The following is a 23,947-nucleotide window of genomic DNA, read 5'->3' as shown; positions in this document are numbered from 1 at the left end:
CCCCCTCAGACGATCGCGACCGAGGCGCGCCGGGCGGCGCCGAGCAAAGAGGCGATGGCGCAGGAGGCCAGGCGTGTCAGCTTGGCGTCGGCGCGGCTGGTCAGGATGATCGGCGCCCGCGCCCCGAGCACGATCCCGGCGGCGTCTGCGCCCGACAGGAAGGACATGCATTTGGCCAGCATGTTGCCGGCCTCCAGGTCCGGCACCACCAGGACGTTGGCGTGACCGGCCACGGGCGAGACGATGCCCTTGATGGCCGCCGCCTCCGGGCTAATGGCGTTGTCGAGCGCGAGCGGGCCTTCCAGCACCGCCCCCGTTATCTGTCCCCGGTCGGCCATCTTGCACAGCGCCGCCGCCTCCAGGGTCGACAGCACCTTGGGATTGACCGTCTCCATGGCGCTGAGGATGGCCACCCGCACCCGGTCGTCCCCTTCGCCCGGAAGCAGCACCCGGGTCATGTCGATGGCGTTCTGGACGATGTCGATCTTGTCCTCGAGCGTCGGGGCGATGTTCACCGCGGCGTCCGTCACCACCAGCGGGTGGGGATGTCCCGGGACGTCCATGACGAAGCAGTGGCTGACGCGTCGGCCGGTGCGCAGGCCGGTCTCCCGCGCCACGACCGCGGCCATGACCTCGTCGGTGTGCAGGCTGCCCTTCATGACCGCCTCGGCGCGACCGGCGCGGACCAGCTCCACCGCCTTGGCGGCGCTTTCGTGGCTGTGGGCTGCGTCGACCAACTCGAACGGCGAGATGTCGAGCTCACCGGCCCTCGCCACCTCCTTGATCCGGGCGATCGGGCCGACGAGGATCGGTTCAATCAGGCCGAGCCGCGCCGCCTCGATCGCGCTGTCCAGCGAGACATGATCGCAGGGGTGGGCCACGGCCGTGACGAGGGGTCGCTGCTCCCGCGCGCGCGCCAGCAGGCGTTCGAAATTCTGATGCGGGCGTCCATCCGTGACGGCGGCGGCGGCCAGGGCTTCGGCGAGCTCAGGCATGGTAGTCTCCAAGCGACCGCTCGCGCGTCTCGAACAGGGCGTCGATGCGGTCCAACCGCTCGGCGACCTCGGGCGAAGGCTCGCCCGGCGCCTCGATCACCTCGTGCAAAGCCTCAAGGATCTGCCGCCGTTCTTCCGGGGTCGGTGGCAGCAGCCCGGGGATGGCCAGGATGGCGCGCTCCTCCTCAAGGTCGAGCAAGCGATGCTGCTCCGCCACCAGACTGCGGAGTTCGGCCCGCGTGCGCTTTCGCGACCGCGCGGCCGGAAGAGTCCGCAACAGAGTGAAGGCGCGCTCGTCAGCCGCTCCGTTGGCGTCCCCGACATAGAGAAGCGCACGCACCGCGGCCTCGGCGGGGCCGCCGTTCTCGAAGCGGGTTTCCAGCGTCGCGCGCTCCTGCGCCTGCCGGCGTTCCTGCGCGACGTCCCGGGGCATGCGGGCGGCCGCCGGCGGCGGTTGAACGCCCGCGCCGACCGTCGCCTGCACGGCTGGCGAGCCATAGACGGCCAGGAAGGCGGCCTCGGTGGCTGCGTCGCGCGCCTTGCCCCAGGCTTGGAGGTTGGCGGAGGTCCAGTGCGCCATGGCCCGCTCCCAGGCCATGAAGGGATTATCCGCCGCGACTGGCCGGCGGTCGTTGCGCGCCTGTTCGGCCAGGCGGCCGAGCGAGGGCATGAACGGATTGCGGTCCGAGAAGATCGAGAAGCGCAGCCGGTTCGGGTGGAGCTCCCGCATCGCCTCCGCCGCGACCGGCGAGGCCATCGTCCGCACCGCCGGCTGAAGCGCCGTCCGGTAGAGGCCGAGATTGATGTCCGAAGCCTTCGCCACCGCCTCGAAGCGCGGCTCGTCGCTGCGCTCTCCGCAGCCCAGGGCGCGCAGGTCCTCAAGGGTCCGAGGCTCGAGCCGGAACAGGTAACGGCCGTCGATCAGTTCGGGGTTCGACGAGTCCTCGGGGGCCTCGGTGATCACCGCCTCGTAGAGCCCCGGCGGCATCAGCTCGATCATGCCCATGCAGGAAACGAACTCGCTGTGCTCCCGCGCCGCGACCTTTCCCGAGACGAAGATGCCGAGGTGGCCGATCGTCTGGTGCAGGCAGTAGACGAGGGTCTGGCCGTTCGCGACCAGAGCCTCGTCGTCGGCGTAGAGGTCCGTAATCCAGCCTAGGGCCTGCTGTGGCGGGGTGATGTCGTCGCCCCAGGAGCAGAAGACGATGATCGGCGACTGGATGGCGCGCAGATCGACGGCGAGGCCGTCGCGGGTGCGGATCTGGCCCGAGGTCAGCCGATTGCCGACGAACAGGTTCTCGGCGATCCAGACCATCTCCTCGGCGTTGAGCAGCACCGGGCTGCCCCACCAGGTCTCGAACTCGAGGAAGCGGTCCGCCTCGGTGTCGACCTTGGAATAGACGTTGTAGGGCTTGTCGAAGAGGGTGTTGGCAGGGTTCATCGCCTCGAAATTGCGCACCAGGTTCGCGCCGTCGAAGGTCCCGGCGCCGAGATCGCCGGCCAGCGCGGTCGTCCATACCCCGCCGAGCATGCCGCCGAGGTAGCGCATCGGCGCCAGGCCCCGCGCCCCAGCCCAATAGGACAGCGGCGAGCCGGCCAGGACGATCGGGCCGCACAACTCAGGCCGGGTCGCCGCCATGATCATCGTCTGCCAGCCGGCCTGGCAGTTGGCGATGACGATCGGCTTGCCGTCGGCCTCGGGATGCAGGTCGATCACGTCCTGGATCATCGCCGCCTCGGCGTTCCAGACGTCCTCGATGGTCTGGCCCGGATGCGGATCCGGCAGGAAGCCGATGAAATAGGCTGGGTGGCCGGCGGCGAGCGCGACGCCGATCTCGCTGTCTTGCTTCATGCCGCCGATACCGGGGCCGTGGCCGGCGCGCGGATCGATGACGACCACCGGGGGCTTGGCGCGGTCGATCTCGGTCCCAGCAGCCGGCTCGATGCGGACCAGGACGTAGTTGACCGGCCGAGGAAGGGTGCGTCCGTCGCGGATCAGGGTGGTGTCGAAATCCAGAACGTGCGGCGCCAGGGCGTCGCGGTGCTCGTAGTAGTCGTTCCCGCGCCGACGCAGCACGTCGAGGAACAGCAGTGAGCGCTGGACGGCGTCCACCCAATAGACGTGGGCGGGTCCGAGGTCAGTCGGAGAGGCCATCGGGCGCTCCTGTCGCTACGGCCACGTCGGGGCCGCGCCATTGGTCGGGCGTCAACCGCCAGCCGCCTCCCAGGGCCTTGTAGAGATTGACGACGGCGATCAACTGGTCGCGCTGGGTCTGGGCCAGGGCGGCCTCGGCCGGATAGAGTTGCTGCTGGGCTTCGAGGACCTCGAAATAGGTCGCTCGGCCTTCGTCGTAACGGATGTCGGCCAGTTCGACCGCGCTCCGAAGCGAGGCCACCTGCCGCTCAAGGGCTGCCCGGCGATCGGCCAGGTTGCGCTGCGCGGCCAGGGCGTCGGCTGTCTCACCGAGGGCGACGAGGATCAGACGCCGGTAGTCGGCCACGCTCTCATCCCAGAAGGCCTTGCGGTTGTTGTAGATCTCATCGAGGCGCCCGCCGTCGAAGATCGGGCCGGCGAGACCGAGGCCGAACGAACCGACGCCGAATCCGCCCGAGTCGCCGCCGTCGACGGTGACGCCCAGCAGGCCCGCCACGGCCGAGAGACCGATGCGAGGGAATTTCTCGGCGACGGCCATGCCGACCTCGGCGTTGGCCCGCACCATGCCCTGCTCCGCCGCGCGGATGTCGGGTCGGCGCTGCAGCAGGTCCGTGGTGGCGCCGATGGGCGTGGCGGGCAGCGACTGTTCGACCAGGGGTTTGCCGCGCGGGATCGGTCCCGGCGGCGCGCCAATCAGGACGCTGAGCGCATTCTCCTGCACCGCCACCTGGCGACGAAGCTCGGCGATGCGGGCCTCAGAGGCCTCGCGGTGCGCCCGCGTGCGCTCGACCGGCAGGCGGCTGTCGCGGCCGGCCTCGTAGCGCTGATTGAACATGTCGTAGGTCGCGCCGAACGCCCGGGTGCTCTCCTCGGCGATCGCGATCTCGCGGTCGAGCGACAGCAGGCGGAAATAGCCTTCGGCCACATCGCTGGTCAGGGTCAGCAGGATGCCGGCGCGGTTCTCCTCCTGCTGCATCAGGTTGGCGACGGCCGCCTCGTTCGAGCGGCGGATGCGACCCCACAGGTCGAACTCCCAGGCGAAGTCCAAGGCGGCGCCGACGCTGCCGAAGGTGACGGTCTCGGGGTCGCCGACGTCCACCGGGGTGAAGCCCGACTGGGCGCCCGCATCGGCGCCGTAGCCCAGTTGCGGACTGCTCTGCGAGGCGGAGACACCGACCAGAGCGCGGGCCTGGGCGATGCGGGCGACGGCGACGTCGATTCGGGGGTTGTTGGCCAGGCTGCGCCCGATCAGGTCCTGCAGCACCGGATCGTCGAACACCGCCCACCAGGGCAGGTCGGCGAGCGAGTCGGCGCTCTGAGCCGGCTGGTCGCGATAGGTCGCCGGCAGTTCGACCTCGGGGCGCATATAATCGGGCCCCACGGTCTTGCAGGCTGAGACAGCCAGTATTCCGGCGAGGAGGCCGGAGGCGGCGATGGCATGGAGTCGGCTCATCTTCGTGGACTCCTTCTCACTTGGCCGCGGCCAGCATTTTTCTGAACCGGGACAGGGTGAAGACGCTGTAGGCGGCGCCGATCAGGAACATCTTGAACAGGGCAGGCCAGACCATCGCGGGCGTCGCGTCACGGAAGAGGACCGCCTGCGAGAAGCTGACGAAATGGGTCGAGGGCACGAACTGCATGATCTTCTGCAGCAGCTCCGGCATGCTCTCGAGCGGCGTCTGCCCGCCTGAGAGCAAGCTCATGACGATGTAGACGGGGAAGGCGAGCAGCCCGAACTGGGGCATCGAATTGACGATCGTCGCCAGCATGATGCCCAGCGCGGTGACCGAGAACAGATAGACGCACAGTCCAAAGGCGAAGAGCGGGATCGAGCCGGCGATGGGCACCCCGATCAGCCCCTTCACCACCAGGAAGAGCGAGGCCATGGCGGCAAGCAGCACAACGATGCCGTTCGCCCAGATCTTGGCCGACATCAGCTCCAGCGGCGTCAGCGGCATGACCAGCAGATGCTCGATGTTGCCGTGCTCGCGTTCGCGCAAGACGGCGGCCCCGGTCAGGAAGATGGCCAGGACCGAGATGTTGTTGATCACCTGGTTCACGGCCACGAACCAGCTCTGCTGCATGTTCGGGTTGAAGCGGGCCCGGGTCTCCAGCTCGACCAGGGGCAGGTTGGCCGGGTCGTTCCGACCGGGCCATTCCGGCCGCACCGTCTGCTCGATGATCTGCTGAATGTAGGACGGGCCCCGGCCCGCCTGGCTCATGGCAGTCGCGTCGGTGATGATCTGCACCTGCGGGGGCGTGCCGCTGGCGATGTCCTGCTCAAAGTCCGGCGGGATATCGACGACGAAGGTGTAGCGCCCGCGGTCCATCACATGGTTGATGTCGCCGAAGGCGATCTCGGCTGCGGGCAGGAACAGCGGCGGCAGCATGGCCTCGCGGACCAGCCGGGCGGAGCGCGAGTCATCCTCATTGACGATGGCGATGGAGGCGTTGACCACATCCATCACCGCGCTCTTGGCCGGGGTGTAGACCGAAAAGGTGAAGACGTAGGCGATCAGGAACAGCAGCACCGGATCTCGCGCCAGGCTGCGCAGCTCCTTGACCCCCAGGTGGTAGATGTGACCGAGCGTGCGCACCGTCATGCCTCCTGTTTCTTCAGCAGGAGGACCGAGAGCGCGAAGTAGATCAGCGCGATCACGGCCAGCATCAGGATGTTCGGCCACAGGGCGGCGAAATCGAGCGCCTTGGTGAAGGTGCCGACGCTGACCGCGTGGAAATAGGTCGAGGGGAAGATCTTGGAGGCGATGGCCGCGCCGCCGGTGAGCGACGACACCGGCACGAACATCCCCGAGAACTGCACCGCCGGCAGAATGGTGATGATGGCCGCGGCGAAGATGGCGGCGGTCTGGGTCGCCGCGAAGACCGAGATCAGCAGGCCGAAGCCGGTGCTGGCCAGGACATAGAGCAGGCCGCCGACCGCCAGGGTCAGGATGCTGCCCTTGATCGGCACCCCAAAGAGGAAGACCGCCAGCGCCACGAGGGAGACGAACTGGATCAGGGCGACGCCGACGTAGGGCAGTTGCTTCCCGAGCAGGAACTCGGCCCGGCTGGCCGGCGCGGCGTAGAAGTTGGCGATCGAGCCCAGCTCCTTCTCGCGCACCACGGCCAGGGCCGTGAGCATGCTGGGGATCAGGATGATCAGCAGCATGATGTCGCCGGGCACCATGGCGTAAACGCTGAGGAAGGCCTGGTTGTAGAGCGCCCGCGCGTTGATGTTCACCGCCGTCTGCGCCTGCGGCAGGCCGAGCTGGCGGCGAAGCTCGACTTCATGCGCCTTGTGCGCGGCTTCGACATAGCCCTTGGCGGTTTCGGCCCGGAACGGCACGGCGGCGTCGAAGTCGACCTGCACCGTCGGCGCCCGGCCCTGCTGGAGATCGCGCTGGAAGCCCCCGGGGATCTCGACGGCGAAGCGCAGCTCGCCATTGCGCAAGCGCCGATCCCGGTCGGCGTAGCTGTAGAGCGGCGCTCGCTCGTCGAAATATACCGAGCCTCGGAAGCTGTCGGCGTAGGCCCGGCTGGCGGGCGTGTTGTCGTGGTCGAGGACGGCGAAGGCGAGCTTGTCGACGTCCAGCGAGATGCCGTAGCCGAACACGATCATCAGCAGCAGCGGGCCGACAATGGCGAAGGCCAGGCGCACGGCGTCGTGCCGCAACTCGATCGCCTCGCGCCGCGCGAAGGCCCAGACACGGCCGGGGCTGAACCCCTCTGGCGGAACAGAGTGGCCCAGGTCCTCGGGCGGCGGCGGCACCGGCGAGTTGGCTGCGTCGGCCGCGCCGCCCAGCTCCTCGGCAGCCTCTTCCAGATAGCCGATGAAGGCCTCTTCCAGATCAGCGGCGCCCCGCTCGGCGACGAGGTCCGCGGGCACGCCCTGCGCCAGCACCTTGCCCCGGTGCATCATCGACATCCGGTCGCAGCGCTCAGCCTCGTTCATGAAGTGGGTCGACAGGAAGATGGTCACCCGGTTCTCCCGGGACAGCCGGATGAGCAACTCCCAGAAGCCGTCGCGGGCGACGGGGTCGACGCCGGAGGTCGGCTCGTCGAGGATCAGCACCTCGGGCTCGTGCAACACCGCCACCGCCAGGGACAATCGCTGTCGGATGCCCAGCGGCAGGCTCTCGGCCAGGGTGTCGGCGACCTCCTCAAGGCCGAAGCCCGCGATCAGTTCTTCGACCCGCGCCAGGCCCTTCTCTTTCGGCAGATCAAACAGATGCGCGTGAAGCATCATGTTCTGCCTGACCGTCAGTTCGGTGTAGAGCGAGAAGGCTTGTGACATGAAGCCGACGCGACGGCGGGACTCGATGTCGCCGCCCTTGACCGGCTTGCCGAACAGCAACGCCTCGCCCTCGGTGGGGGGCAAGAGGCCGGTCAGCATCTTCATCGTCGTCGTCTTGCCGCAGCCGTTGGAACCAAGAAACCCGAAGATCTCGCCCTGTTCGATGCGGAAGTTGACGTGGTCGACCGCGGTGAAGTCGCCGAACCACTGGGTCAGGCCGTGGGACTCGATCGCCGGCGGCCCCTCAGAGGACACCCAGGGGGTGATCTCCGGTTCCTTGTGGCCGCGCGTGGCCTCCTCGGGCAGCAGGCGGATGAAGGCCTTCTCCAGCGTCGGCTGGCCGGTCCGGGTGCGCAACTCCTCGGCCGTCCCGGTAGCCATGACCTTGCCGGCGTTCATCGCCACCAGCCATTCGAAGCCCTCGGCCTCGTCCATGTAGGCGGTGGCGACCATGACGCTCATCTGCGGTCGGCGCACGCGCACCCGATTGATCAACTCCCAGAACTGGCGCCGCGCCAGCGGGTCCACGCCGGTCGTCGGCTCGTCGAGGATCAGCAGGTCGGGATCGTGGATCAGCGAGCAGCACAGGCCCAGCTTCTGCTTCATGCCGCCGGACAGCTTCCCCGCCGGCCGGTCCCGGAAGGGCGTCAGGTCTGTACTCCACAGCAGGTCCTCGATGCGCCAGGCGCGCTCCGCGGCGGACTGGCCGAACAGCCGGCCGAAGAAGTCGATGTTCTCGTAGACCGACAGCGTCGGATAAAGGTTCTTGCCCAGGCCCTGCGGCAGGTAGGCGATCCGCGCCGCGATCGAGTTGCGGAACCCCGGATCGTTGATGTCCCCGCCCAGCACCTGGGCCTCGCCGTCCTGAAGCTTTCGCACCCCTGCCAGGATAGCCAACAGGGTCGACTTGCCGACGCCGTCCGGTCCGATCAGCCCGATCATTTTCCGGGCCGGGATGTCGAGCGTCACGCCGTCGAGCGCCATCACATCCCGATACCTGTGAAAGAGGTTCCGGACGCTGACGACGGGCGCGTTCCCCTCCAAGGTCATTTGGCGGCGGCCGCCCCGCCGGTCTGCTGCCAGAGGTTGGCGGGCGGCGTGGCCCCGCCACGGATCCGTTCAGGCCAGGCGGCCTGCTCGTCGAACCGCACATAGCCCATGCCGGGCAGTCCAGCCTTCACCAGCGGCTCGACCTGACGCAGGCGCTCACGCGGCACCTGCAGCTTCACCCGGAAGGTCAGGTTGTGCCGCTCCTCGGCCGTCTCGACAGTCTTGGGCGTGAACTGCGCCGCCGGGGAGACGTAGGAGACGAAGGCGCGCACCGGATACTGCGGCGCGGCGTCCAGCACGATGCGCGCCTCGGATCCGACCCGGACCTTGCCGCTGATGGCCTCGGGCAGGAAGACGAACATGTAGACGTCCGCCAGATCAATCAGCGACAACACCCGTCCGCCCGCAGCCACGACCTCGCCGGGTTCGGCGAGCCGGGTCTCGACCCGCGCCCGGATCGGGGCGACCAGCACGGCGTCGGCGATCTCGGCCCGAAGGCGGTCGGCCGTGGCGCGCGCCGCCTCGATGGTCGAGCTCGACTGCACCACGCTTGCCTGGGCGCCGGCGAGTTGGGCCCGACCGGACAGCATGGCGGCGGTGTCGACCTCAGCCTCGCGGGCGCTGACGGCCCCGGTCGAGACCAAGCGCCGCGACCGCGCATTCTGCTGGGCGGCGAAGTTGTACTCCGCCCGCCGCGCATCGACCTCGGTCATCGCGACGCGGCGCGCATCCGTGGCCGCTGCGATCTCTGCTTCGGCCTGGCGGAGCTGCGCCTCCAGGGCGCTGGTGTCCATGCGGGCGACGATCTGCCCGGCCTCCACCGTGTCGCCTTCGTTGGCCAGGACCTCGGCGATCCGGCCGGAGTATTTGCTGGAGACATAGACCTCGTTGGCTTCCAGCCGGCCGTTGCCGCCGGCGAAGCCGGGAGGCAGGTCCGGCCGCGACAGGTACAGATAGGCGCCGACCCCGACGGCCACGACCACGGCCGCGATCACCGCATAGAGCAGGCGCTTGGATTTCTTCTTTCTCGGCGGCGCCTCAGGCGTGGAGGACGCGGGTTTGGCGCCTTGCGGCGAGCCTAGGGGCGCAACCGGTTCCGACATAGGTCACCTCGCCGAATATCGGCGCTAGCTACTGCTCCTGCAGACGGCGGCGCATCAGGTGAACACCCGAGGAGGCTTGACCATCGACCCGGGACTGGCGGCGCACGGCGCACCTCTCGTTCGGCGGCAACACCGCGCCACAGCCTGCTTCAAACGGAGCGGCGGAGCGCGCCGAGCGACGGCACAAAGGTTGTCAAATGGGGCCGTGGCCCGAGAGAGACCTCGCTCGAGGCCGTCGCGGCCGACGGCGCCGCATCCGCGCGGCGCTCGCCGACCCTGCCCCTGGTCTAGGCGGCCGTCAGAACCCGTCCCAGGGGTGGGGATCGATCAGGGGTTTGTCGCCTGTGAGGCGTGTGTCGTCCAGGCGGAGCGAACCAACCGGGTCCTCGGCGAAGAGAGCCGCCATTGCGACCGGGGCCGGGGCCGGAGCGCCGAGCTCCACGACAGTCCCATCGGCGAAACGCACGCGCTCGACGCCGTAGAGGATATCCAGGCCGTCCCGGCCAGCCACGCTGTCGCTGATCGACCAATAGCCGGCGCCGGCGTTGACGGCGTAGTCCGACTGCAGGCCGGTCATCACCACCGTGTCGAAGCCGCCGCCGCCGCTGAGGATGTCGTTTCCGCCGCGGCCTGACAGGGTATCGGCCCCTGCCCCGCCGGTAATGTTGTTGGCCTGGGCGTTGCCCGTACCGGTAAAGCTTCCGGACCCGCTGTAGATCAGGTTCTCGACATTGGCGGCCAGGGTCATCGAGGCCAGGGCGGTCTCGACCAGGTCGATCCCCTCGCCGGCGATCTCATAGATGGAGTCGCCGACCGCCGAGACGATGTAGCGGTCGTCGCCCAAGCCGCCCTGCAGGACGTTGGCCACGCCAGCGCCGCCGATCAGGGTGTCGTTGCCGACGTAACCGATCAGCGAGTCCCGACCGAGGCCGCCGCTGAGAACGTTGTCGCCGTCATTGCCGGCCAGGACGTCGTCGAAGTTGGACCCGGTGGCGTTCTCGATGCTGACCAGGGTGTCCACGCCGCCGTCGCCGTCGGTCAGCACCTGGGTCTTGAACAGTTCGACCCGCACGGCCGAGCCGGCCAGGCTGTAGTCGGCGGTGTCGCCGCCGGTGCCGCCGCCGACGAAGCGGTCATTGCCAGCGCCGCCGCGGAAGGTGTCGGGCCCGTCGCCGCCCTCCAGGATGTCGTCCCCGGCCATGCCGGTGAGGATGTCGGCCCCGGCGCCGCCCCAGATGTGGTTGTTCGAGGCGTTGCCCGTGCCGGCGAAGGCGCCGGTCCCGACGAAGCGCAGGTCCTCTATCTCGGCCCGTAGGGTGACATTGACGGTGGCCTCGACCGTATCGTGACCCTCGCCCGCGTTCTCGACGACCGTGTCGCCGACCGCGGAGACCCGGTAGAGGTCGTCGCCGATGCCGCCGATCAGGGTGTTGGCCGCCCCGGTACCGCCTTCCAGGATGTCATTGCCGCCAAGACCGACGAGCGTGTCCGCTCCCAGGCCGCCGCTCAGCCGGTTGATCGCCGCCGATCCGACCAGGGTGTCGTTGAAGGCCGAGCCGACCGCGTGTTCGAAACCGATCAAAGTGTCCGCGCCGCCGTCGCCGTCATTGGCGGCGACGCCGGCCTGGAGGTTGACCGAGACCCCGCCGGCGGCGGTCACGTATTCGACCGTGTCGTTGGCGCCGGCGCCGGCGTCCATCTGGTCATTGCCGGCCCCGCCGCGCATGACGTCGTCACCGTTCATGCCGCGCAGGACGTCATTGCCGCCCAGGCCCCAGAGGATGTCGGCGCCGTTAGCGCCCTGAATCAGGTTGCCCGCGGCGTTGCCGGTTCCGAAGGCAGGGCCGGAGACGGAGAAGATCAGGTCCTCGAAATTGGCCTTCAGGACATAGACGAGCTGGTTGGTGTCGACCGTGTCGTGGCCCTCGCCCACGTTCTCCATCAGGGAGTCGCCGGCCGCACGGCTGACGTAGAGGTCGTCGCCCAGGCCCCCGATCAGCGTGTTGGCCGCGCCGGAGCCGCCCCGCAGGATGTCATTGCCCTCATAGCCGAACAGGCTGTCGGCGCCGGTCCCGCCGGCGATGTTGTTGTCGGCGGCGTTGCCGAGCCCGTTGAAGGCGCCCGTGCCGGTGTATTCAAGATCCTCGAAATTGGCCTTCAGCCGATAGGTGCCCAGTGAGGTGCGCACGGTGTCCGTGCCCTCGCCGACCGCCTCGATCAGGGTGTCGTTAGCGTCGACGACGTAGGTGTCATCGCCCAGCCCGCCCTGAAGGGTGTTCGAGGCCCCTGCTCCGCCTTGCAGGATATCGTCACCGGCCAGGCCGATCAGGTAGTCGGAGCCGAGCCCGCCCCAGATCTGGTTGTTCGAGGCCTCCCCGATCAGCACGTCGTTGAAGGCGCCGCCGACCAGGTTCTCGATCGAGACCAGGGTGTCGACCAGGCCGTAGCCGTTGTTGGTCACCACCCCGTCGTTGAGGTCGATGATCACCGCCTGGGTCGCGGCCGAATAATCGGCGGTGTCGGAATCTGCGCCGCCGTCGAGCAGGTTGGCGCCCGCACCGCCGATCAGATAGTCGCCGCCGTCCTCGCCGAAGATCTGGTCGTCGGCGGAACCGGCCTGCAGCCGATCCGAGCCGATCCCCCCGTAGGCCAAGATGGTGTTGGACACGGCCCGGGCGTCGAGGCTGTCGTTGCCCGTGCCGCCGTCGAAGTCGATCAGGCCGGTGATCGAGGTGCCGCTGAGGTCGCCGATCACGACCACGTCGTCCGCGCTGAAGTGGTAGTAGCCGTTGCCGCTGAGGACGTAGAAGGGCTCGGGAACGAACGGGTTCTCGGTGAAGCGCAGCGAGAGCGTCTCGATCCCTCGCAGGGTCGCCGTCGAGAGGTTGAAGCTCTCGGACCCGTCTCGGCTGTCGAACAGCCGGGTCCCGGAGGTGAAGACCGCGTCACCGCCCGCCCCGGCCTCGATCGTGTAGGGCACGGGCGTCAGATAGGTCCAACCCTCGAAGGTCGGGTCGCCGTAAAAGTAGTGGTCGAACAGCGTGAGGAAGCCGCCGAACAGCTGGAACTGGTCGCCACCCAGACCGCCGTCGAGCACTGCATTGCCAGTGTAGTTCGGAAAATTGTTCGGAGCCCAGCCGCCGTCGCCGGTGCGGTGCTGGAAGACGTCCGCTCCGTCGAGGCCGTTCAGGGTGTCGCTGCCGCCGCGGCCGTCAATGACGTCATCCGTCGCTGAGCCGTTGATGGTCTCAGACGCAGTGCTTCCGGTGAAAGTCGGCATGGTCGGCCCTTCGCTATGTACGCGAGGGTTCCGCCCCATGAGCGCGCCCCCGTCTCACGCAGAGATAGAACACCCGAACCTGTATGGTTCCAAGCGCGACTGTGCCGTTCTGGGATCAGACCAGGCGGCTCTGAACCACGGCCGCCTCGATGAAGCCGGCGAACAGGGGATGCGGGGCGAACGGGCGGCTCTTCAACTCGGGGTGATACTGCACCCCGATGAACCACGGATGGTCCTCCCGCTCGACCGTCTCGGGAAGGACGCCATCGGGCGACAGACCCGCGAACACCAGACCGGCCTTGGCCTCGATGGCCTCGCGGTAGTTGATGTTGACCTCGTAGCGGTGGCGGTGGCGCTCGCTGATCGTGGTCGAGCCGTACATTTCGGCGATCTTGGAGCCCGGCTTGAGCGTCGACTCATAGGCGCCCAGGCGCATGGTGCCGCCCAGATCGCCGCCCTGCTGGCGCAACACGCGCTGGTTGCCCTGGGTCCATTCGGTCATCAGGCCGACGACCGGCTCGGACGTCGGGCCGAACTCGGTCGACGAGGCCTTGGGATAGCCGGCCAGGTTCCGGGCCGCCTCGATCACGGCCATCTGCATGCCGAAACAGATGCCGAAATACGGAATGGCGTTCTCGCGGGCGAAACGGGCCGCCTCGATCTTGCCCTCCGAGCCGCGCTCGCCGAAGCCGCCCGGGACCAGGATGGCATGGGCGCCCTGCAGGCGCGCAGAACAGGCGTCGCGATCGCCCTCGAAGGTCTCCGCCTCGACCCAGTCGATGTTGACCTTGACGTTGTTGGCCACGCCGCCGTGGTGCAACGCCTCGATGAGCGATTTGTAGGCGTCCTTGAGGACCGTGTACTTGCCGACCACGGCCACGCTGACTTCGCCGTCCGGCTGCAGCCGGCGGCGGGCGATCTCCTGCCACATGGTCAGGTCCGGCGCCGGGGCGTCGCTGATGCCGAAGTGGGCGAGCACCTCGGCGTCGAGGCCCTCGCGGTGATAGTCCAGCGGCACGGCGTAGATGTCGTTGGAATCCATCGCCTGGATGACGCCGCTTTCGCGGACATTGCAGAACAGGCCGATCTTCCGCTTTTCCTCGGGCGGGATCGGGAACTCGCAGCGGCACAGCAGGATGTCGGGCTGGATGCCGATCGAGCGCAGCTCCTTGACGGAGTGCTGCGTCGGCTTGGTCTTCATCTCGCCGGCGGTCTTGATGTACGGCAGCAGGGTCAGGTGCACGAAGCACGACTGGCCGCGCGGCAGGTCCTGGCCCAGTTGGCGGATGGCCTCGAAGAACGGCAGGCCCTCGATGTCGCCGACAGTGCCGCCGATCTCGACCAGGACGAAGTCGACGTCGTCGCCGTCATCGGTCAGGGCCGGGGTCAGGCAGAAGGATTTGATCTGGTCAGTGACGTGGGGGATCACCTGCACGGTCGCGCCCAGATAGTCGCCGCGCCGCTCCTTCTCGAGGATGGTCGAATAGATCCGGCCGGTGGTGATGTTGTCCGACTTGGCCGCCGAGACGCCGGTGAAGCGCTCGTAGTGACCCAGGTCGAGATCGGTCTCGGCCCCGTCGTCGGTCACGAAGACCTCGCCGTGCTGATACGGGCTCATCGTGCCCGGATCGACGTTCAGATAGGGGTCGAGCTTACGAAGGCGAACCTTGTAGCCGCGCGCTTGCAGAAGCGCGCCGAGAGCGGCGGATGCGAGGCCTTTTCCCAAGGAGGAAACCACGCCGCCAGTGATGAACACGTAACGAGGCATGGGGACTCACCTTACCGCCGATTCGGCCTGCTGAATTGCACGCAATCGAGCAAAATTGGGGACTACCGGCCGCGCCGGGCGCGACCGGAAACTCTGGAGACTTTTAGGGCGGGAGAGGAAGGCGGGGGTGAAGTCCCCGCCCATCCTTATTCGGCCGGAGCCGGTTGGGCCGGAGCGGGCTGGGCGGCCGGGGCCGACTGCGAACCGCTCATCGAAGCCTGGAAATCTTCCAGCGACGGGCCGGTCGAAGCGGCCGGGCCTTCGGCCGGCGCCTGCTGCGTCGGGACGTCGGTGCGGGTCGCCGGAAGCGTGCCCGCCAGCTCGCCCATGGCTTCAGCGTCGACGACCGACTGGCTCGAGCGGCTGATGTTGCCGGTGATGGTCAGGCCGATCGCGCAGATGAAGAACAGGGTCGCCAGGATCCAGGTCGTCCGGGTCAGCAGGTTGCCTGCGCCGCGCGCGGTCATGAAGCCCGACGGGCCTCCGCCCATGCCCAGAGCGCCGCCTTCGGAGCGCTGGATCAGGATCACGCCCGCAAGCGCGATCGAAATGAGGATCATGACGACGAGGAGGATGGTCTGGAGCATGACAGCCGATATGTGTGCGCGAAGGCGCCGATCAAGCGGCGGCGTCTAACATTGATGTCGAGCCGGGGCAAACCCCGCGGACGGCCTAGGCGCCGCGGATGATCCCCAGGAAGTCCGCCGCTTTCAGCGAAGCGCCGCCGACCAGGGCGCCGCCGACTTCGGGCACCGCCAGGATGTCGCGGGCGTTCTCCGGCTTGACCGAGCCGCCGTAGAGGATGGGGGCCGCCGCGCTGGCCAGGCCGAGACGCTCGATCATGGCGGCGCGCACCGCCCGGTGGACCTCCTCGATCTGCTCCAGAGTCGGCGTCAGGCCGGTGCCGATCGCCCAGACCGGTTCATAGGCGACGGCGAAGGCCTGCCCGGCCAGGGCCAGCGGCAGCGAGTTCATCACCTGGCGCCGCACCACCTCGACCGCCTCCCCCGCCTCGCGCTGGGCCAGGGTCTCGCCGACGCAGACGATCGGCGAGAGGCCGGCGCGCAGGGCGGCCTCGGCCTTTGACGAAACCAGCAGATCGGATTCGCCGAACTCCTGGCGGCGTTCCGAGTGGCCCAGGATCACCAGGGTCGCGCCGGCGTCCTTCAGCATCTCGGCCGAGACGCCGCCGGTGTAGGCGCCGCTCGCCTCGGCGCGGCAATCCTGACCGCCGACCTCGATGCCGCCGCCTGCTACGGCCCCGGCAAGTCGGTGCACCAGGGTGGCGGGCGGGCACAGGGCGACGCGGCAGGCGGCGGGCTCCGCCGCGAGGGCCTCCCGCAGCGTCTCGACCTCGCCCAACGAGGCCGCGAGACCGTTCATTTTCCAGTTGCCGGCGATCAACTTCACGGATTGTTTCATGTCGCCTCTCTAGGCGTCCGGACGGCCCAAGCCAAGCCGTTCTGCGGTCGCCGCTTCGCCATCGTCTTGCCGTGCGGGCCAGTCACCCCCTATAGGCCGAAGCAACACCCGTCGCGCGCATCCGCCAGGACCGACTCCATGATCTCCGTCTTCCGCAACTTCGCGAAGTCCAAATGGGCCGTCGGCCTGCTGGTTCTGGTGGCCATCGGCCTGCTGGTGACCGGCGGCAGCCAGGTCGATATCCTGGGCAGCCTGCAGCCGCCGACGGTGATAAAGGCCGGCGACCGCAGCCTGTCGCCGCAGGAGTTCCGCGCGGAGCTGGACCAACTGCGCGAGCAGCAGCAGCAACAGCAGGGCCGCCCGGTCACCTTTGAAGAGATGATCGCCGACGGCGGCCTGCCCGGCTATCTGGAAGGCCGCAAGAACGAGCTCGGCTTCTTCGCCTGGGCCTGGAACGCCGGCCTGCGTCCGTCGAAGGAACTGGTGTGGCGCGAGCTGCGCAAGGAGCAGGCCTTCTTCGATCCGCTCACCGGCCAGTTCAGCCAGACGGCGTTCGAGTCGAAGCTGCGCGAGGTCAACCTGACCCCGGCGACCGTCATCGAACGCTCGCGTGACCAATTCAGCCAGATCCACTTCGGCACCGGCCTGAACGCCGGCGCCCGCCTGCCGCGCATCTACGGCGCCATCGTCGCCAACCAGACCAAGCAGGTCCGCGACGGCAGCTGGTTCGTGCTGAACCAATCGATGGCCGGCGCCGCCCCGGCCCCCACGGACGCGCAACTGCAGACCTTGATGACGCAGAACCGTGACCGCTGGTCCAACCCCGAGTTCCGCAGCGGCGCCCTGGTGCTGTTCCACAACCCGGCCGACGCCAATCTTCCGATCAGCGAAGAGAAGATCCAGGCCCGCTTCGACTTCCGCAAGGACGCCCTGTCCGTGCCGGAGCGCCGCTCGTTCGTCACCCTCACGGCTCCGAACAAGGCCACCGCGGACCGTATCGCCGCCGCGCTCCGTGCGGGCCAGGCCCCCGAGGCCGTGGCTTCGGCCAACAACCTCCAGCCGGCGCCGTTCACCGACACGCCGCGCAGCGCCATCAGCGATCCTGCCGTCGCCGCCGCCGTGTTCGGCGCCGCCTCGGGCGAAGTCACCGCGCCGGTCCAGGCCCGGGTCGGCTATGTCGTCGCGGCGGTCTCGTCGATCACCCCCGGGCGCGAGGCTGCGCTGTCCGACGTTCGTGAACAGGTCATCCAGGAACTCCGCGGCCAGGAAATGCGCGGCGCCATCGCGCGCCGGGTCGAGGCCTATGAAGCCGCCCGCCGCGAAGGCAAGTCGGTCGACGAGGCCGTGCGCCAGGTCGGCGCCCAGGTCGTGCCGATCAGCCCGATCAGCCGCGAAGGCCGCAATCCCCAGCGCCAGCAGATCAACGCCCCGGCCAACATCCTGGAAGCCATGTGGAAGCTGACCGAAGGCCGCGCGAGCGAGGTGATCTCCGCCGGAGACGGCCAGTATTTCGTGGTTCGCGTCGACGACATCACCCCCGCGGCCATGCCGGCGCTGAACGATGTCCGTGAGGCCGTCACCCGCGACTGGACCGCCCGCGAGAACGCCCGCCTGCTCAGCGCCAAGACCGACGAGCTGGTCGGCCGCCTGCGCCGCGGCGAGGACATCAACACGGTCGCCGCCTCGGTCGGGGCCACCGTCATCACCCGCGCCGGCGTGCAGCAGAGCGAGGAAGCCGTCGCCGAGCTCGGCCAAGGCGTCCTGGTCGGCCTGTTCTCGGCGGAGCGCGGCCAGCCGTTCTCGCGTCCGCAAGGCAACGACGGCATCGCCATCGGCCGCGTCACGGGCATCATCGCCCCGACCCCGGCTGTGGCCGCCGACGAAGCCCGCCAGTGGCAGGCCCGCTTCGGCCCGCAGACCGGTCAGGCCTTCTTCCAGACGGCCATCCAGGCCGGCGCCGTGCGCAGCAACGCCTCCTACAACGAAGCGGTCGCCCGCCAGGCGCTCGGCGTGGCCCCGGCGGAGACGCCGGCCGCCCCGGCCAAGAAGAAATGAGTCCAGCGGGCGGCCCAATCGCGCCCGGCTTCGCCGCGGGCTGGGCTCAGGGTCGCCCGCAGGTCCTCGTCCGCCGCCTGGTGGACGATCTGGAGACGCCGGTCTCGGCCTTCCTGAAGGTCGGGCACGGCCGACGTCACGCCTTCCTGCTGGAATCGGTCGAGGGCGGCGCCGTCAACGGCCGCTATTCGATCATCACCCGCGAGCCGGACGCCGTCTGGCGCTGCCGCGACGGCCTGGCCGAGCTGGCCCGCGGCGAGGCCATCTCCACCGACACCTTCCAGCCCGAGCCGGGCGATCCCCTCGCCTCGCTGCGGCGTCTGATGGCGGCGTCTCGCTTCGACCTGCCCGACGACCTGCCGCCGATGGCCGCGGGCCTGTTTGGGGTGTTCGGCTACGACATGGTCCGGCTGCTGGAGCCGCTGGGCGAGTCCAATCCGGATCCCCTGGACCTGCCCGACGCGGTGCTGACCCGGCCGACCCTGGTCGCCATCTTCGATTCGGTGCGCCACGAGATCGTGCTGGTTTCCGCCGCCTATCCCGACGGCGGACAGTCTGCCGAGGAAGCGCACGCCGCCGCCCTGGCGCGCCTGGACGTCTTCGAGGCCGAGCTGCGCGTATCGCTGCCGGCCTTGCCCGTCGCCGTCGAACAGGCGGCGCCGGAGTTCGTGTCGCCCGTCGACGAGGCCGGCTTCGCGGCCATGGTCGCCCGCGCCAAGGATTACATCGCCGCCGGCGACATCTTCCAGGTCGTGCTGAGCCACCGCTTCGCCGCGCCCTGGGGCGATGACCCGTTCGCCTTCTACCGCTCGCTGCGGCGGCAGAACCCGTCGCCCTATCTGTTCTTCCTCGACTTCGGCGACTTCCAACTCGCCGGTTCGAGCCCGGAGATCCTGGTCCGGCTCAAGGACGGACGCGTCACCATCCGTCCGCTGGCCGGCACCCGTCCGCGCGGCGAGACGCCCGAGGCCGACCGCGCGCTGGAGGCCGAGCTGCTGGCCGATCCGAAGGAGCGGGCCGAACACCTCATGCTGCTGGATCTGGGTCGCAACGACGTCGGCCGGGTGTCGGCGCCGGGCACGGTCGAGGTCACCGAGAGCTTCAAGGTCGAGCGCTACAGCTCGGTCATGCACATCGTCTCGGACGTGCAGGGCCAGGCCGATCCCAAGCTGGACGCCGTCGACACCCTGCTGGCCGCCCTGCCCGCCGGCACCCTGTCAGGAGCGCCCAAGGTGCGGGCCATGGAGATCATCGACGAGCTGGAATCGGTCAAGCGCGGCGCCGGCTACGGCGGCGGCGTGGGCTACATCTCGGCGGGCGGCGAGGCGGACATCTGCATCGTCCTGCGCACCGCCCTGTTCGCCGACGGCCAGATCCATGTGCAGGCGGGCGCCGGCGTCGTCGCCGACAGCGATCCGGCGGCCGAATACGCCGAGACCCAGGCCAAGGCCCGCGCCCCGATGCGCGCGGCTGCGGACGCCTGGCGCTATCCGTTCGGCAACAGGTAACCGGACCCTTGCATGTACGCCGGGTCCTCGAATCGGACGCCGGGGCCCAGCACGAACACCCCGGCCATCAACAGCGCCCCTGCAGCGGCCAGCCCGGCCGCGCCCAGCGTCAGCCACGGGCTGTGGCGGACCTCGGGCGCGACCAGCAGCAGGCGGGCCTGTTCGATTCGCTCGTCAATCATCGCCGCCCCCTGTTGCCGCGTCACTTCGACCGATCATGGTTAACGGACACTTACACATCCCGGCTGTTGGCGCGACGGCCCCCACCCCCTAAGAACCAGAGCCATGATCCTCGTCGTCGATAACTACGACAGCTTCACCTACAACCTCGTCCACTACCTCGCGGAGCTGGGCGCGGAGACGCACGTGGTGCGCAACGACGACCTGACCGCGGCCGAGGCCTGGGCGCTGAAGCCCGAGGCCGTGCTGCTGTCCCCGGGGCCGTGCACGCCGAACGAGGCCGGCATCTGCCTGGCCCTGCTCGACACCGCGCCGCTGGAGATGCCGATCTTCGGCGTCTGCCTGGGCCACCAGGCCATGGGCCAGGCCTTCGGCGGCGACGTGATCCGAGCCAAGACCCTGATGCACGGCAAGACCTCGCCCATGCTGCACGAGGGCAAGAGCGTGTTCCGCGGCCTGCCCTCGCCCTTTACGGCGACGCGCTACCATTCGCTGGCCGTCAAGCGGGAGACCCTGCCGGACGTGCTGGAGGTCACCGCCTGGACCGCCGACGGCGAGATCATGGGCCTGGCCCACAAGACCCGGCCGATCCACGGGGTGCAGTTCCACCCCGAATCGATCGCCACCGAACACGGCCATGACCTGCTGGCCAACTTCCTTGATTTGGCAGGCGTCAAGCGCCGGGCGATGGTCTGAGCGTGTCCGACGGTTTCAAGCCCCTGCTGGCCAAGCTGGTCGACGGCCGCGTGCTGTCGGACCAGGAGGCGCACGCCTTCTTCGCCGCCTGCCTGCGCGGCGAGCCGACCCCCGCCCAGGTCGCGGCGGCGGTCACCGCCCTGCGCATCCGCGGCGAGACGGTCGGCGAGATCGCCGCCTTCGCGACCGCCATGCGCGAGGCCGCGCTGTCGCTCGACCATCCGTGGGACGTCATCGACACCTGCGGCACCGGCGGCGACGGGCAGCACACCTACAACATCTCCACCGCCGCGGCCCTGGTGCTGGCCGGCGCCGGGCTGAAGGTGGCCAAGCACGGCAACCGGGCGCTGAGCTCCAAGTCCGGCTCGTCCGACGTGCTGGCCGCGCTGGGCGTCAATCTGGCCGCCACCCCGAAGCAGCAGCACCGCTCGCTGGACCGGGCCGGCATCGCCTTCCTGTTCGCCCCGACCTACCACGGGGCCATGCGTCACGTCGGACCGGTGCGGGCCGAGATCGGCTTCCGCACGGTGTTCAACCTGCTCGGGCCGTTGTCGAACCCGGCCGGCGCCAAGCGGCAGGTGATGGGCGTCTATGATCCGCGCCTGCTCGAGCCTCTGGCCGAGGTGCTGGGCCGGCTCGGCGCCGAGCGGGCCTGGACCGTCCACGGCCAGGGTCTCGACGAGCTGACCACGACGGGCGAGACCGAGGTGGCGGAGTGGAGGGACGGCGCGGTGCGCCGTTTCACCGTCACGCCAGAGGACGCCGGCCTGCCGCGCGCCTCCATCGAGGACATCCGCGGCGGCGACGCCGAGGAGAACGCCGCGGCCCTGCGCGCCCTGCTGGCGGGCGAAACCGGCCCGTATCGCGAGGTGGTGCTGCTGAACGCCGCCGCCGCCCTGGTGGTGGCCGACAAGGCCGCCGACCTGGCCGAGGGCGCCGCCCAGGCCGCCGCCGTCATCGACGACGGACGCGCCGCCAAGGCCCTGGCCGAACTGGTCGAGGCCTCCAACGCCCCGATCGAGGAGGAAGACGCCCAGTGACCGACGTGCTGGAACGGATCGCCGCCTACAAGCGTGAAGATGTGGCCGCCCGCAAGGCCGCCCTGTCGCAGGACGCCGTCGAGGCCCGCGCCCGCGAGGCCTCTCCGCCGCGCGGCTTCCGCGCCGCCCTCGAAGACCGTTTCGAGCTGTCAGGCCGTCCGGCGCTGATCGCCGAGATCAAGAAGGCCAGCCCGTCCAAGGGCCTGATCCGCCAAGACTTCGACCCGCCGGCCCTCGCCAGGGCCTATGAGCGCGGCGGCGCCGCCTGCCTGTCGGTGCTGACCGACGCGCCGAGCTTCCAGGGCGACGACGCATTCCTGGCCGCGGCGCGCGACGCGACCCGCCTGCCCTGCCTGCGCAAGGACTTCCTCGTCGACCCCTGGCAGGTGGCCGAGAGCCGCGCGCTCGGCGCCGACTGCATCCTGATCATCCTCGCCATGATCGACGACCGGCTGGCCGCCGAACTGCTGGCCGAGGCCGAGCGCTTCGGCATGGACGCCCTGATCGAGACCCACGACGAGGCCGAGATGGCCCGCGCCTGTGAGCTGGGCGGCGATCTGGTCGGCGTGAACAACCGTTCCCTGCGCACCTTCGAGGTCGACCTCGACACGACCGAGCGCCTGTCCATGCTGAGCCCGGTCCGCGCCCTGCTGGTCGCCGAGAGCGGCATCTTCACCGCCGACGACGTCGAGCGCGTGGCCGAGGCGCACGCGCAGGCGATCCTCGTCGGCGAGAGCCTGATGCGGCAGGACGACGTGGAAGCGGCGACGCGGGCGTTGCTGGGGTAGGGCTTCGACGCTTCACACCGGAGGATTGGATGAATCCCAACAATCTCCAACACCCCTTCGTATCCCACAGCGTGCCCTTACCGACCCCTTGGGCCTTCGTCGGCAGTTTCGGCATCGGCGGCTTGCGGCACTGCGGCTTCGGCCAAGCCAGCGATGTGCTTCTTATCGACTCGTGGAACGGATTGGGCGTGTTTGACTGCGCCTTGGGACAGTGGCTGACGGGAGACGACGAGCCTGGTGAGCCACACGCCCCGCCCGGACTGTCTCGTCCAGTGGCGAAAGGGGTCGGTCCGCTAGCTGACGAAACCGTACCGCTTGCGGGCATTTGGGGTGGGGCTTTGCCTGCCGCAACTTCAGACGGATGGCGTATCGCGCTCCATCCTAATCATGGGGCCGGGGAGAAAGCCGTGCTGTCCCTCACAGGGCCCGCTATCGCTCCTCCCAATACCGCCAGCAGTGTCACAATCGTGATACCCGACGATCTCAGGGCCTTTGGCTTTTCACCTACCGGCAGGTCTGCTGTCATCGCAGTCGCTTCGGCCTTCATCGTCTACACTCGGGGCACCCCGGTGCCAGCTTCGCCGTAAACCTCCTCTTAACCGGAACACCTCAGGAACACCTTGTGGACGTTTGCGGTTTGTTCCGCTACGTTTCTCGCAACGGGATTCGCCGAGAGGTCGCCATGCTCACCCGCAAACAGCACGAACTGCTCATGTTCATTCACGAGCGGATTCAGGAGACTGGCGTCTCGCCCTCCTTCGACGAGATGAAGGAGGCGCTCGACCTGGCGTCCAAGTCGGGCATCCACCGGCTGATCACGGCGCTGGAGGAGCGCGGCTTCATCCGCCGCCTGGCGCACCGCGCCCGGGCGCTGGAGGTCACCAAACTGCCGGAGCAGGCCACCGCCGGCGCGCCGCGCGGCCATGCCGGCTTCAAGCCGGGCGTGATCGAGGGCGGCGGCCGTGCGAAAGCCGCCGAAGCGGCCAATGACACCCGCGAACTCTCCCTGATGGGCAAGATCGCCGCCGGCACCCCCATCGACGCTATCGAGCACGAAACCGCCCGCTATCCGGTGCCCGAGGCCATGCTCGGCTCGGGCGACCACTATCTGCTCGAGATCGAGGGCGACTCGATGATCGAGGCCGGCATCCTCAACGGCGACCTGGTGATCATCAAATCGACCGACAACGCCACGTCCGGCGAGATCGTCGTGGCCCTGGTCGAGGGCGAGCAGGCCACCCTGAAGCGGCTCCGCAAGAAGGGCGCCTCGATCGCCCTCGAGCCGGCCAACCGACACTACGAGACCAAGATCTATGGCTCCGATCAGGTCGCAGTCCAGGGCAAGCTGGTCGGCCTCATCCGCCGCTATCACTGACGGCGAGATCGCCAAGTAGGCGCTTGTCGTTCCCGACGAGCCCGGCCCTTGTCATCCCCGACGGCCCCGGCGAAGCCGGGGAGATCGGGGACGCCTCCCGCACCCTCAACCTTCTCCCGGAAGGCGCGTCAGCGGCTATCCGGGAGACTGGATGGAGCAGCCGCCCTTCTTCCGGATGATCGTGTTGCGATCTCCGGAAGGGCCCCCACAAGTCCGGGCCTCCCCGTCCCGGATCACC

Annotated in this window: 17 protein-coding genes; 6 read left to right on the top strand and 11 right to left on the bottom strand. The window is 69.0% G+C overall.

Translation table 11 applies throughout. The features are described 5' to 3' along the window. Positions 1-5 precede the first annotated feature (5 nt). From ASC65_RS03385 to tpiA, 10 genes are all read right to left on the bottom strand, one after another. The gene (locus ASC65_RS03385) at positions 6-995 is read right to left on the bottom strand and encodes a phosphate acetyltransferase (RefSeq protein WP_056449550.1); all 990 of its coding nucleotides are present in this window, start codon (positions 993-995) and stop codon (positions 6-8) included. After that, on the bottom strand, positions 988-3,150 hold the full coding sequence (locus ASC65_RS03380) for a DUF3141 domain-containing protein (RefSeq protein WP_056449548.1): 2,163 nt from the start codon (positions 3,148-3,150) through the stop codon (positions 988-990). Before ASC65_RS03380 ends, ASC65_RS03385 begins: the two co-directional genes overlap by 8 nt. Next, on the bottom strand, positions 3,134-4,603 hold the full coding sequence (locus ASC65_RS03375; RefSeq protein ID WP_056449546.1) for an efflux transporter outer membrane subunit: 1,470 nt from the start codon (positions 4,601-4,603) through the stop codon (positions 3,134-3,136). Before ASC65_RS03375 ends, ASC65_RS03380 begins: the two co-directional genes overlap by 17 nt. A gap of 16 nt (positions 4,604-4,619) precedes the next feature. Next, on the bottom strand, positions 4,620-5,753 hold the full coding sequence (locus tag ASC65_RS03370) for an ABC transporter permease (RefSeq protein WP_056449544.1): 1,134 nt from the start codon (positions 5,751-5,753) through the stop codon (positions 4,620-4,622). Beyond that, positions 5,750-8,494 carry a ribosome-associated ATPase/putative transporter RbbA gene (rbbA, locus tag ASC65_RS03365; protein WP_056449542.1) on the bottom strand — a complete coding sequence of 915 codons (2,745 nt, stop codon included), beginning with the start codon at positions 8,492-8,494 and terminating at the stop codon, positions 5,750-5,752. Before rbbA ends, ASC65_RS03370 begins: the two co-directional genes overlap by 4 nt. Next, entirely contained in the window at positions 8,491-9,597 is a 1,107-nt protein-coding gene (locus ASC65_RS03360; protein WP_082525850.1) for an HlyD family secretion protein, read from the bottom strand. The genes rbbA and ASC65_RS03360 overlap by 4 nt, the downstream gene beginning before the upstream one ends. Before the next feature lie 298 nt (positions 9,598-9,895). After that, the gene (locus ASC65_RS03355) at positions 9,896-12,877 is read right to left on the bottom strand and encodes a beta strand repeat-containing protein (RefSeq protein WP_056449540.1); all 2,982 of its coding nucleotides are present in this window, start codon (positions 12,875-12,877) and stop codon (positions 9,896-9,898) included. A 115-nt stretch (positions 12,878-12,992) separates the two neighbouring features. Beyond that, entirely contained in the window at positions 12,993-14,645 is a 1,653-nt protein-coding gene (locus ASC65_RS03350; RefSeq protein WP_056449538.1) for a CTP synthase, read from the bottom strand. 146 nt (positions 14,646-14,791) lie between these two features. Next, the gene (gene secG / locus ASC65_RS03345) at positions 14,792-15,232 is read right to left on the bottom strand and encodes a preprotein translocase subunit SecG (protein ID WP_082525849.1); all 441 of its coding nucleotides are present in this window, start codon (positions 15,230-15,232) and stop codon (positions 14,792-14,794) included. A gap of 85 nt (positions 15,233-15,317) precedes the next feature. Further along, the gene (tpiA, locus tag ASC65_RS03340; RefSeq protein ID WP_056449535.1) at positions 15,318-16,067 is read right to left on the bottom strand and encodes a triose-phosphate isomerase; all 750 of its coding nucleotides are present in this window, start codon (positions 16,065-16,067) and stop codon (positions 15,318-15,320) included. A 138-nt stretch (positions 16,068-16,205) separates the two neighbouring features. Between tpiA and ASC65_RS03335 the strand changes: the two genes are divergently transcribed. Both ASC65_RS03335 and trpE read left to right on the top strand, forming a co-directional pair. Next, entirely contained in the window at positions 16,206-18,122 is a 1,917-nt protein-coding gene (locus ASC65_RS03335) for a peptidylprolyl isomerase (RefSeq protein WP_056449533.1), read from the top strand. Then, positions 18,119-19,630: an anthranilate synthase component I gene (trpE, locus tag ASC65_RS03330; RefSeq protein WP_056449531.1), complete on the top strand. Its 1,512-nt coding sequence runs from the start codon at positions 18,119-18,121 to the stop codon at positions 19,628-19,630. Before ASC65_RS03335 ends, trpE begins: the two co-directional genes overlap by 4 nt. Here trpE and ASC65_RS03325 read toward each other — a convergent pair. Further along, positions 19,609-19,812, bottom strand: coding sequence for a hypothetical protein (locus ASC65_RS03325; protein ID WP_056450414.1), 204 nt, complete (start codon positions 19,810-19,812; stop codon positions 19,609-19,611). The genes trpE and ASC65_RS03325 overlap by 22 nt on opposite strands. A 103-nt stretch (positions 19,813-19,915) precedes the next feature. Here ASC65_RS03325 and ASC65_RS03320 point away from each other — a divergent pair, with 103 nt between their 5' ends. The 4 genes from ASC65_RS03320 to lexA all read left to right on the top strand — a co-directional run bounded on the left by ASC65_RS03320 (position 19,916) and on the right by lexA (position 23,709). After that, positions 19,916-20,506 (top strand): anthranilate synthase component II, encoded by a 591-nt coding sequence (locus ASC65_RS03320; RefSeq protein WP_056449529.1) that lies wholly within the window; start codon positions 19,916-19,918, stop codon positions 20,504-20,506. Positions 20,507-20,508: 2 nt separating this feature from the next. Beyond that, on the top strand, positions 20,509-21,546 hold the full coding sequence (gene trpD / locus ASC65_RS03315; RefSeq protein WP_056449527.1) for an anthranilate phosphoribosyltransferase: 1,038 nt from the start codon (positions 20,509-20,511) through the stop codon (positions 21,544-21,546). Next, a complete protein-coding gene (gene trpC, locus ASC65_RS03310) occupies positions 21,543-22,334 on the top strand; it encodes an indole-3-glycerol phosphate synthase TrpC (protein WP_056449525.1) in 792 nt (263 codons plus the stop codon). Before trpD ends, trpC begins: the two co-directional genes overlap by 4 nt. A 682-nt stretch (positions 22,335-23,016) precedes the next feature. Beyond that, positions 23,017-23,709, top strand: a complete 693-nt coding sequence (lexA, locus tag ASC65_RS03305; RefSeq protein ID WP_056449523.1) for a transcriptional repressor LexA — start codon at positions 23,017-23,019, stop codon at positions 23,707-23,709. Positions 23,710-23,947: the final 238 nt, after the last annotated feature.

Source organism: Brevundimonas sp. Root1279, from assembly GCF_001425945.1.
Classification (GTDB): Bacteria; Pseudomonadota; Alphaproteobacteria; order Caulobacterales; family Caulobacteraceae; genus Brevundimonas.
This window is presented reverse-complemented; position numbering and strand designations above follow the sequence as displayed.

What these genes read in the sequence shown, in the direction of transcription:
- ASC65_RS03385 (WP_056449550.1), bottom strand. Translation starts at nt 995, where the DNA reads ATGCCTGAGCTCGCCGAAGCCCTGGCCGCCGCCGCCGTCACGGATGGA.
- ASC65_RS03380 (WP_056449548.1), bottom strand. Translation starts at nt 3,150, where the DNA reads ATGGCCTCTCCGACTGACCTCGGACCCGCCCACGTCTATTGGGTGGAC.
- ASC65_RS03375 (WP_056449546.1), bottom strand. Translation starts at nt 4,603, where the DNA reads ATGAGCCGACTCCATGCCATCGCCGCCTCCGGCCTCCTCGCCGGAATA.
- ASC65_RS03370 (WP_056449544.1), bottom strand. Translation starts at nt 5,753, where the DNA reads ATGACGGTGCGCACGCTCGGTCACATCTACCACCTGGGGGTCAAGGAG.
- rbbA (WP_056449542.1), bottom strand. Translation starts at nt 8,494, where the DNA reads ATGACCTTGGAGGGGAACGCGCCCGTCGTCAGCGTCCGGAACCTCTTT.
- ASC65_RS03360 (WP_082525850.1), bottom strand. Translation starts at nt 9,597, where the DNA reads ATGTCGGAACCGGTTGCGCCCCTAGGCTCGCCGCAAGGCGCCAAACCC.
- ASC65_RS03355 (WP_056449540.1), bottom strand. Translation starts at nt 12,877, where the DNA reads ATGCCGACTTTCACCGGAAGCACTGCGTCTGAGACCATCAACGGCTCA.
- ASC65_RS03350 (WP_056449538.1), bottom strand. Translation starts at nt 14,645, where the DNA reads ATGCCTCGTTACGTGTTCATCACTGGCGGCGTGGTTTCCTCCTTGGGA.
- secG (WP_082525849.1), bottom strand. Translation starts at nt 15,232, where the DNA reads ATGCTCCAGACCATCCTCCTCGTCGTCATGATCCTCATTTCGATCGCG.
- tpiA (WP_056449535.1), bottom strand. Translation starts at nt 16,067, where the DNA reads ATGAAACAATCCGTGAAGTTGATCGCCGGCAACTGGAAAATGAACGGT.
- ASC65_RS03335 (WP_056449533.1), top strand. Translation starts at nt 16,206, where the DNA reads ATGATCTCCGTCTTCCGCAACTTCGCGAAGTCCAAATGGGCCGTCGGC.
- trpE (WP_056449531.1), top strand. Translation starts at nt 18,119, where the DNA reads ATGAGTCCAGCGGGCGGCCCAATCGCGCCCGGCTTCGCCGCGGGCTGG.
- ASC65_RS03325 (WP_056450414.1), bottom strand. Translation starts at nt 19,812, where the DNA reads ATGATTGACGAGCGAATCGAACAGGCCCGCCTGCTGCTGGTCGCGCCC.
- ASC65_RS03320 (WP_056449529.1), top strand. Translation starts at nt 19,916, where the DNA reads ATGATCCTCGTCGTCGATAACTACGACAGCTTCACCTACAACCTCGTC.
- lexA (WP_056449523.1), top strand. Translation starts at nt 23,017, where the DNA reads ATGCTCACCCGCAAACAGCACGAACTGCTCATGTTCATTCACGAGCGG.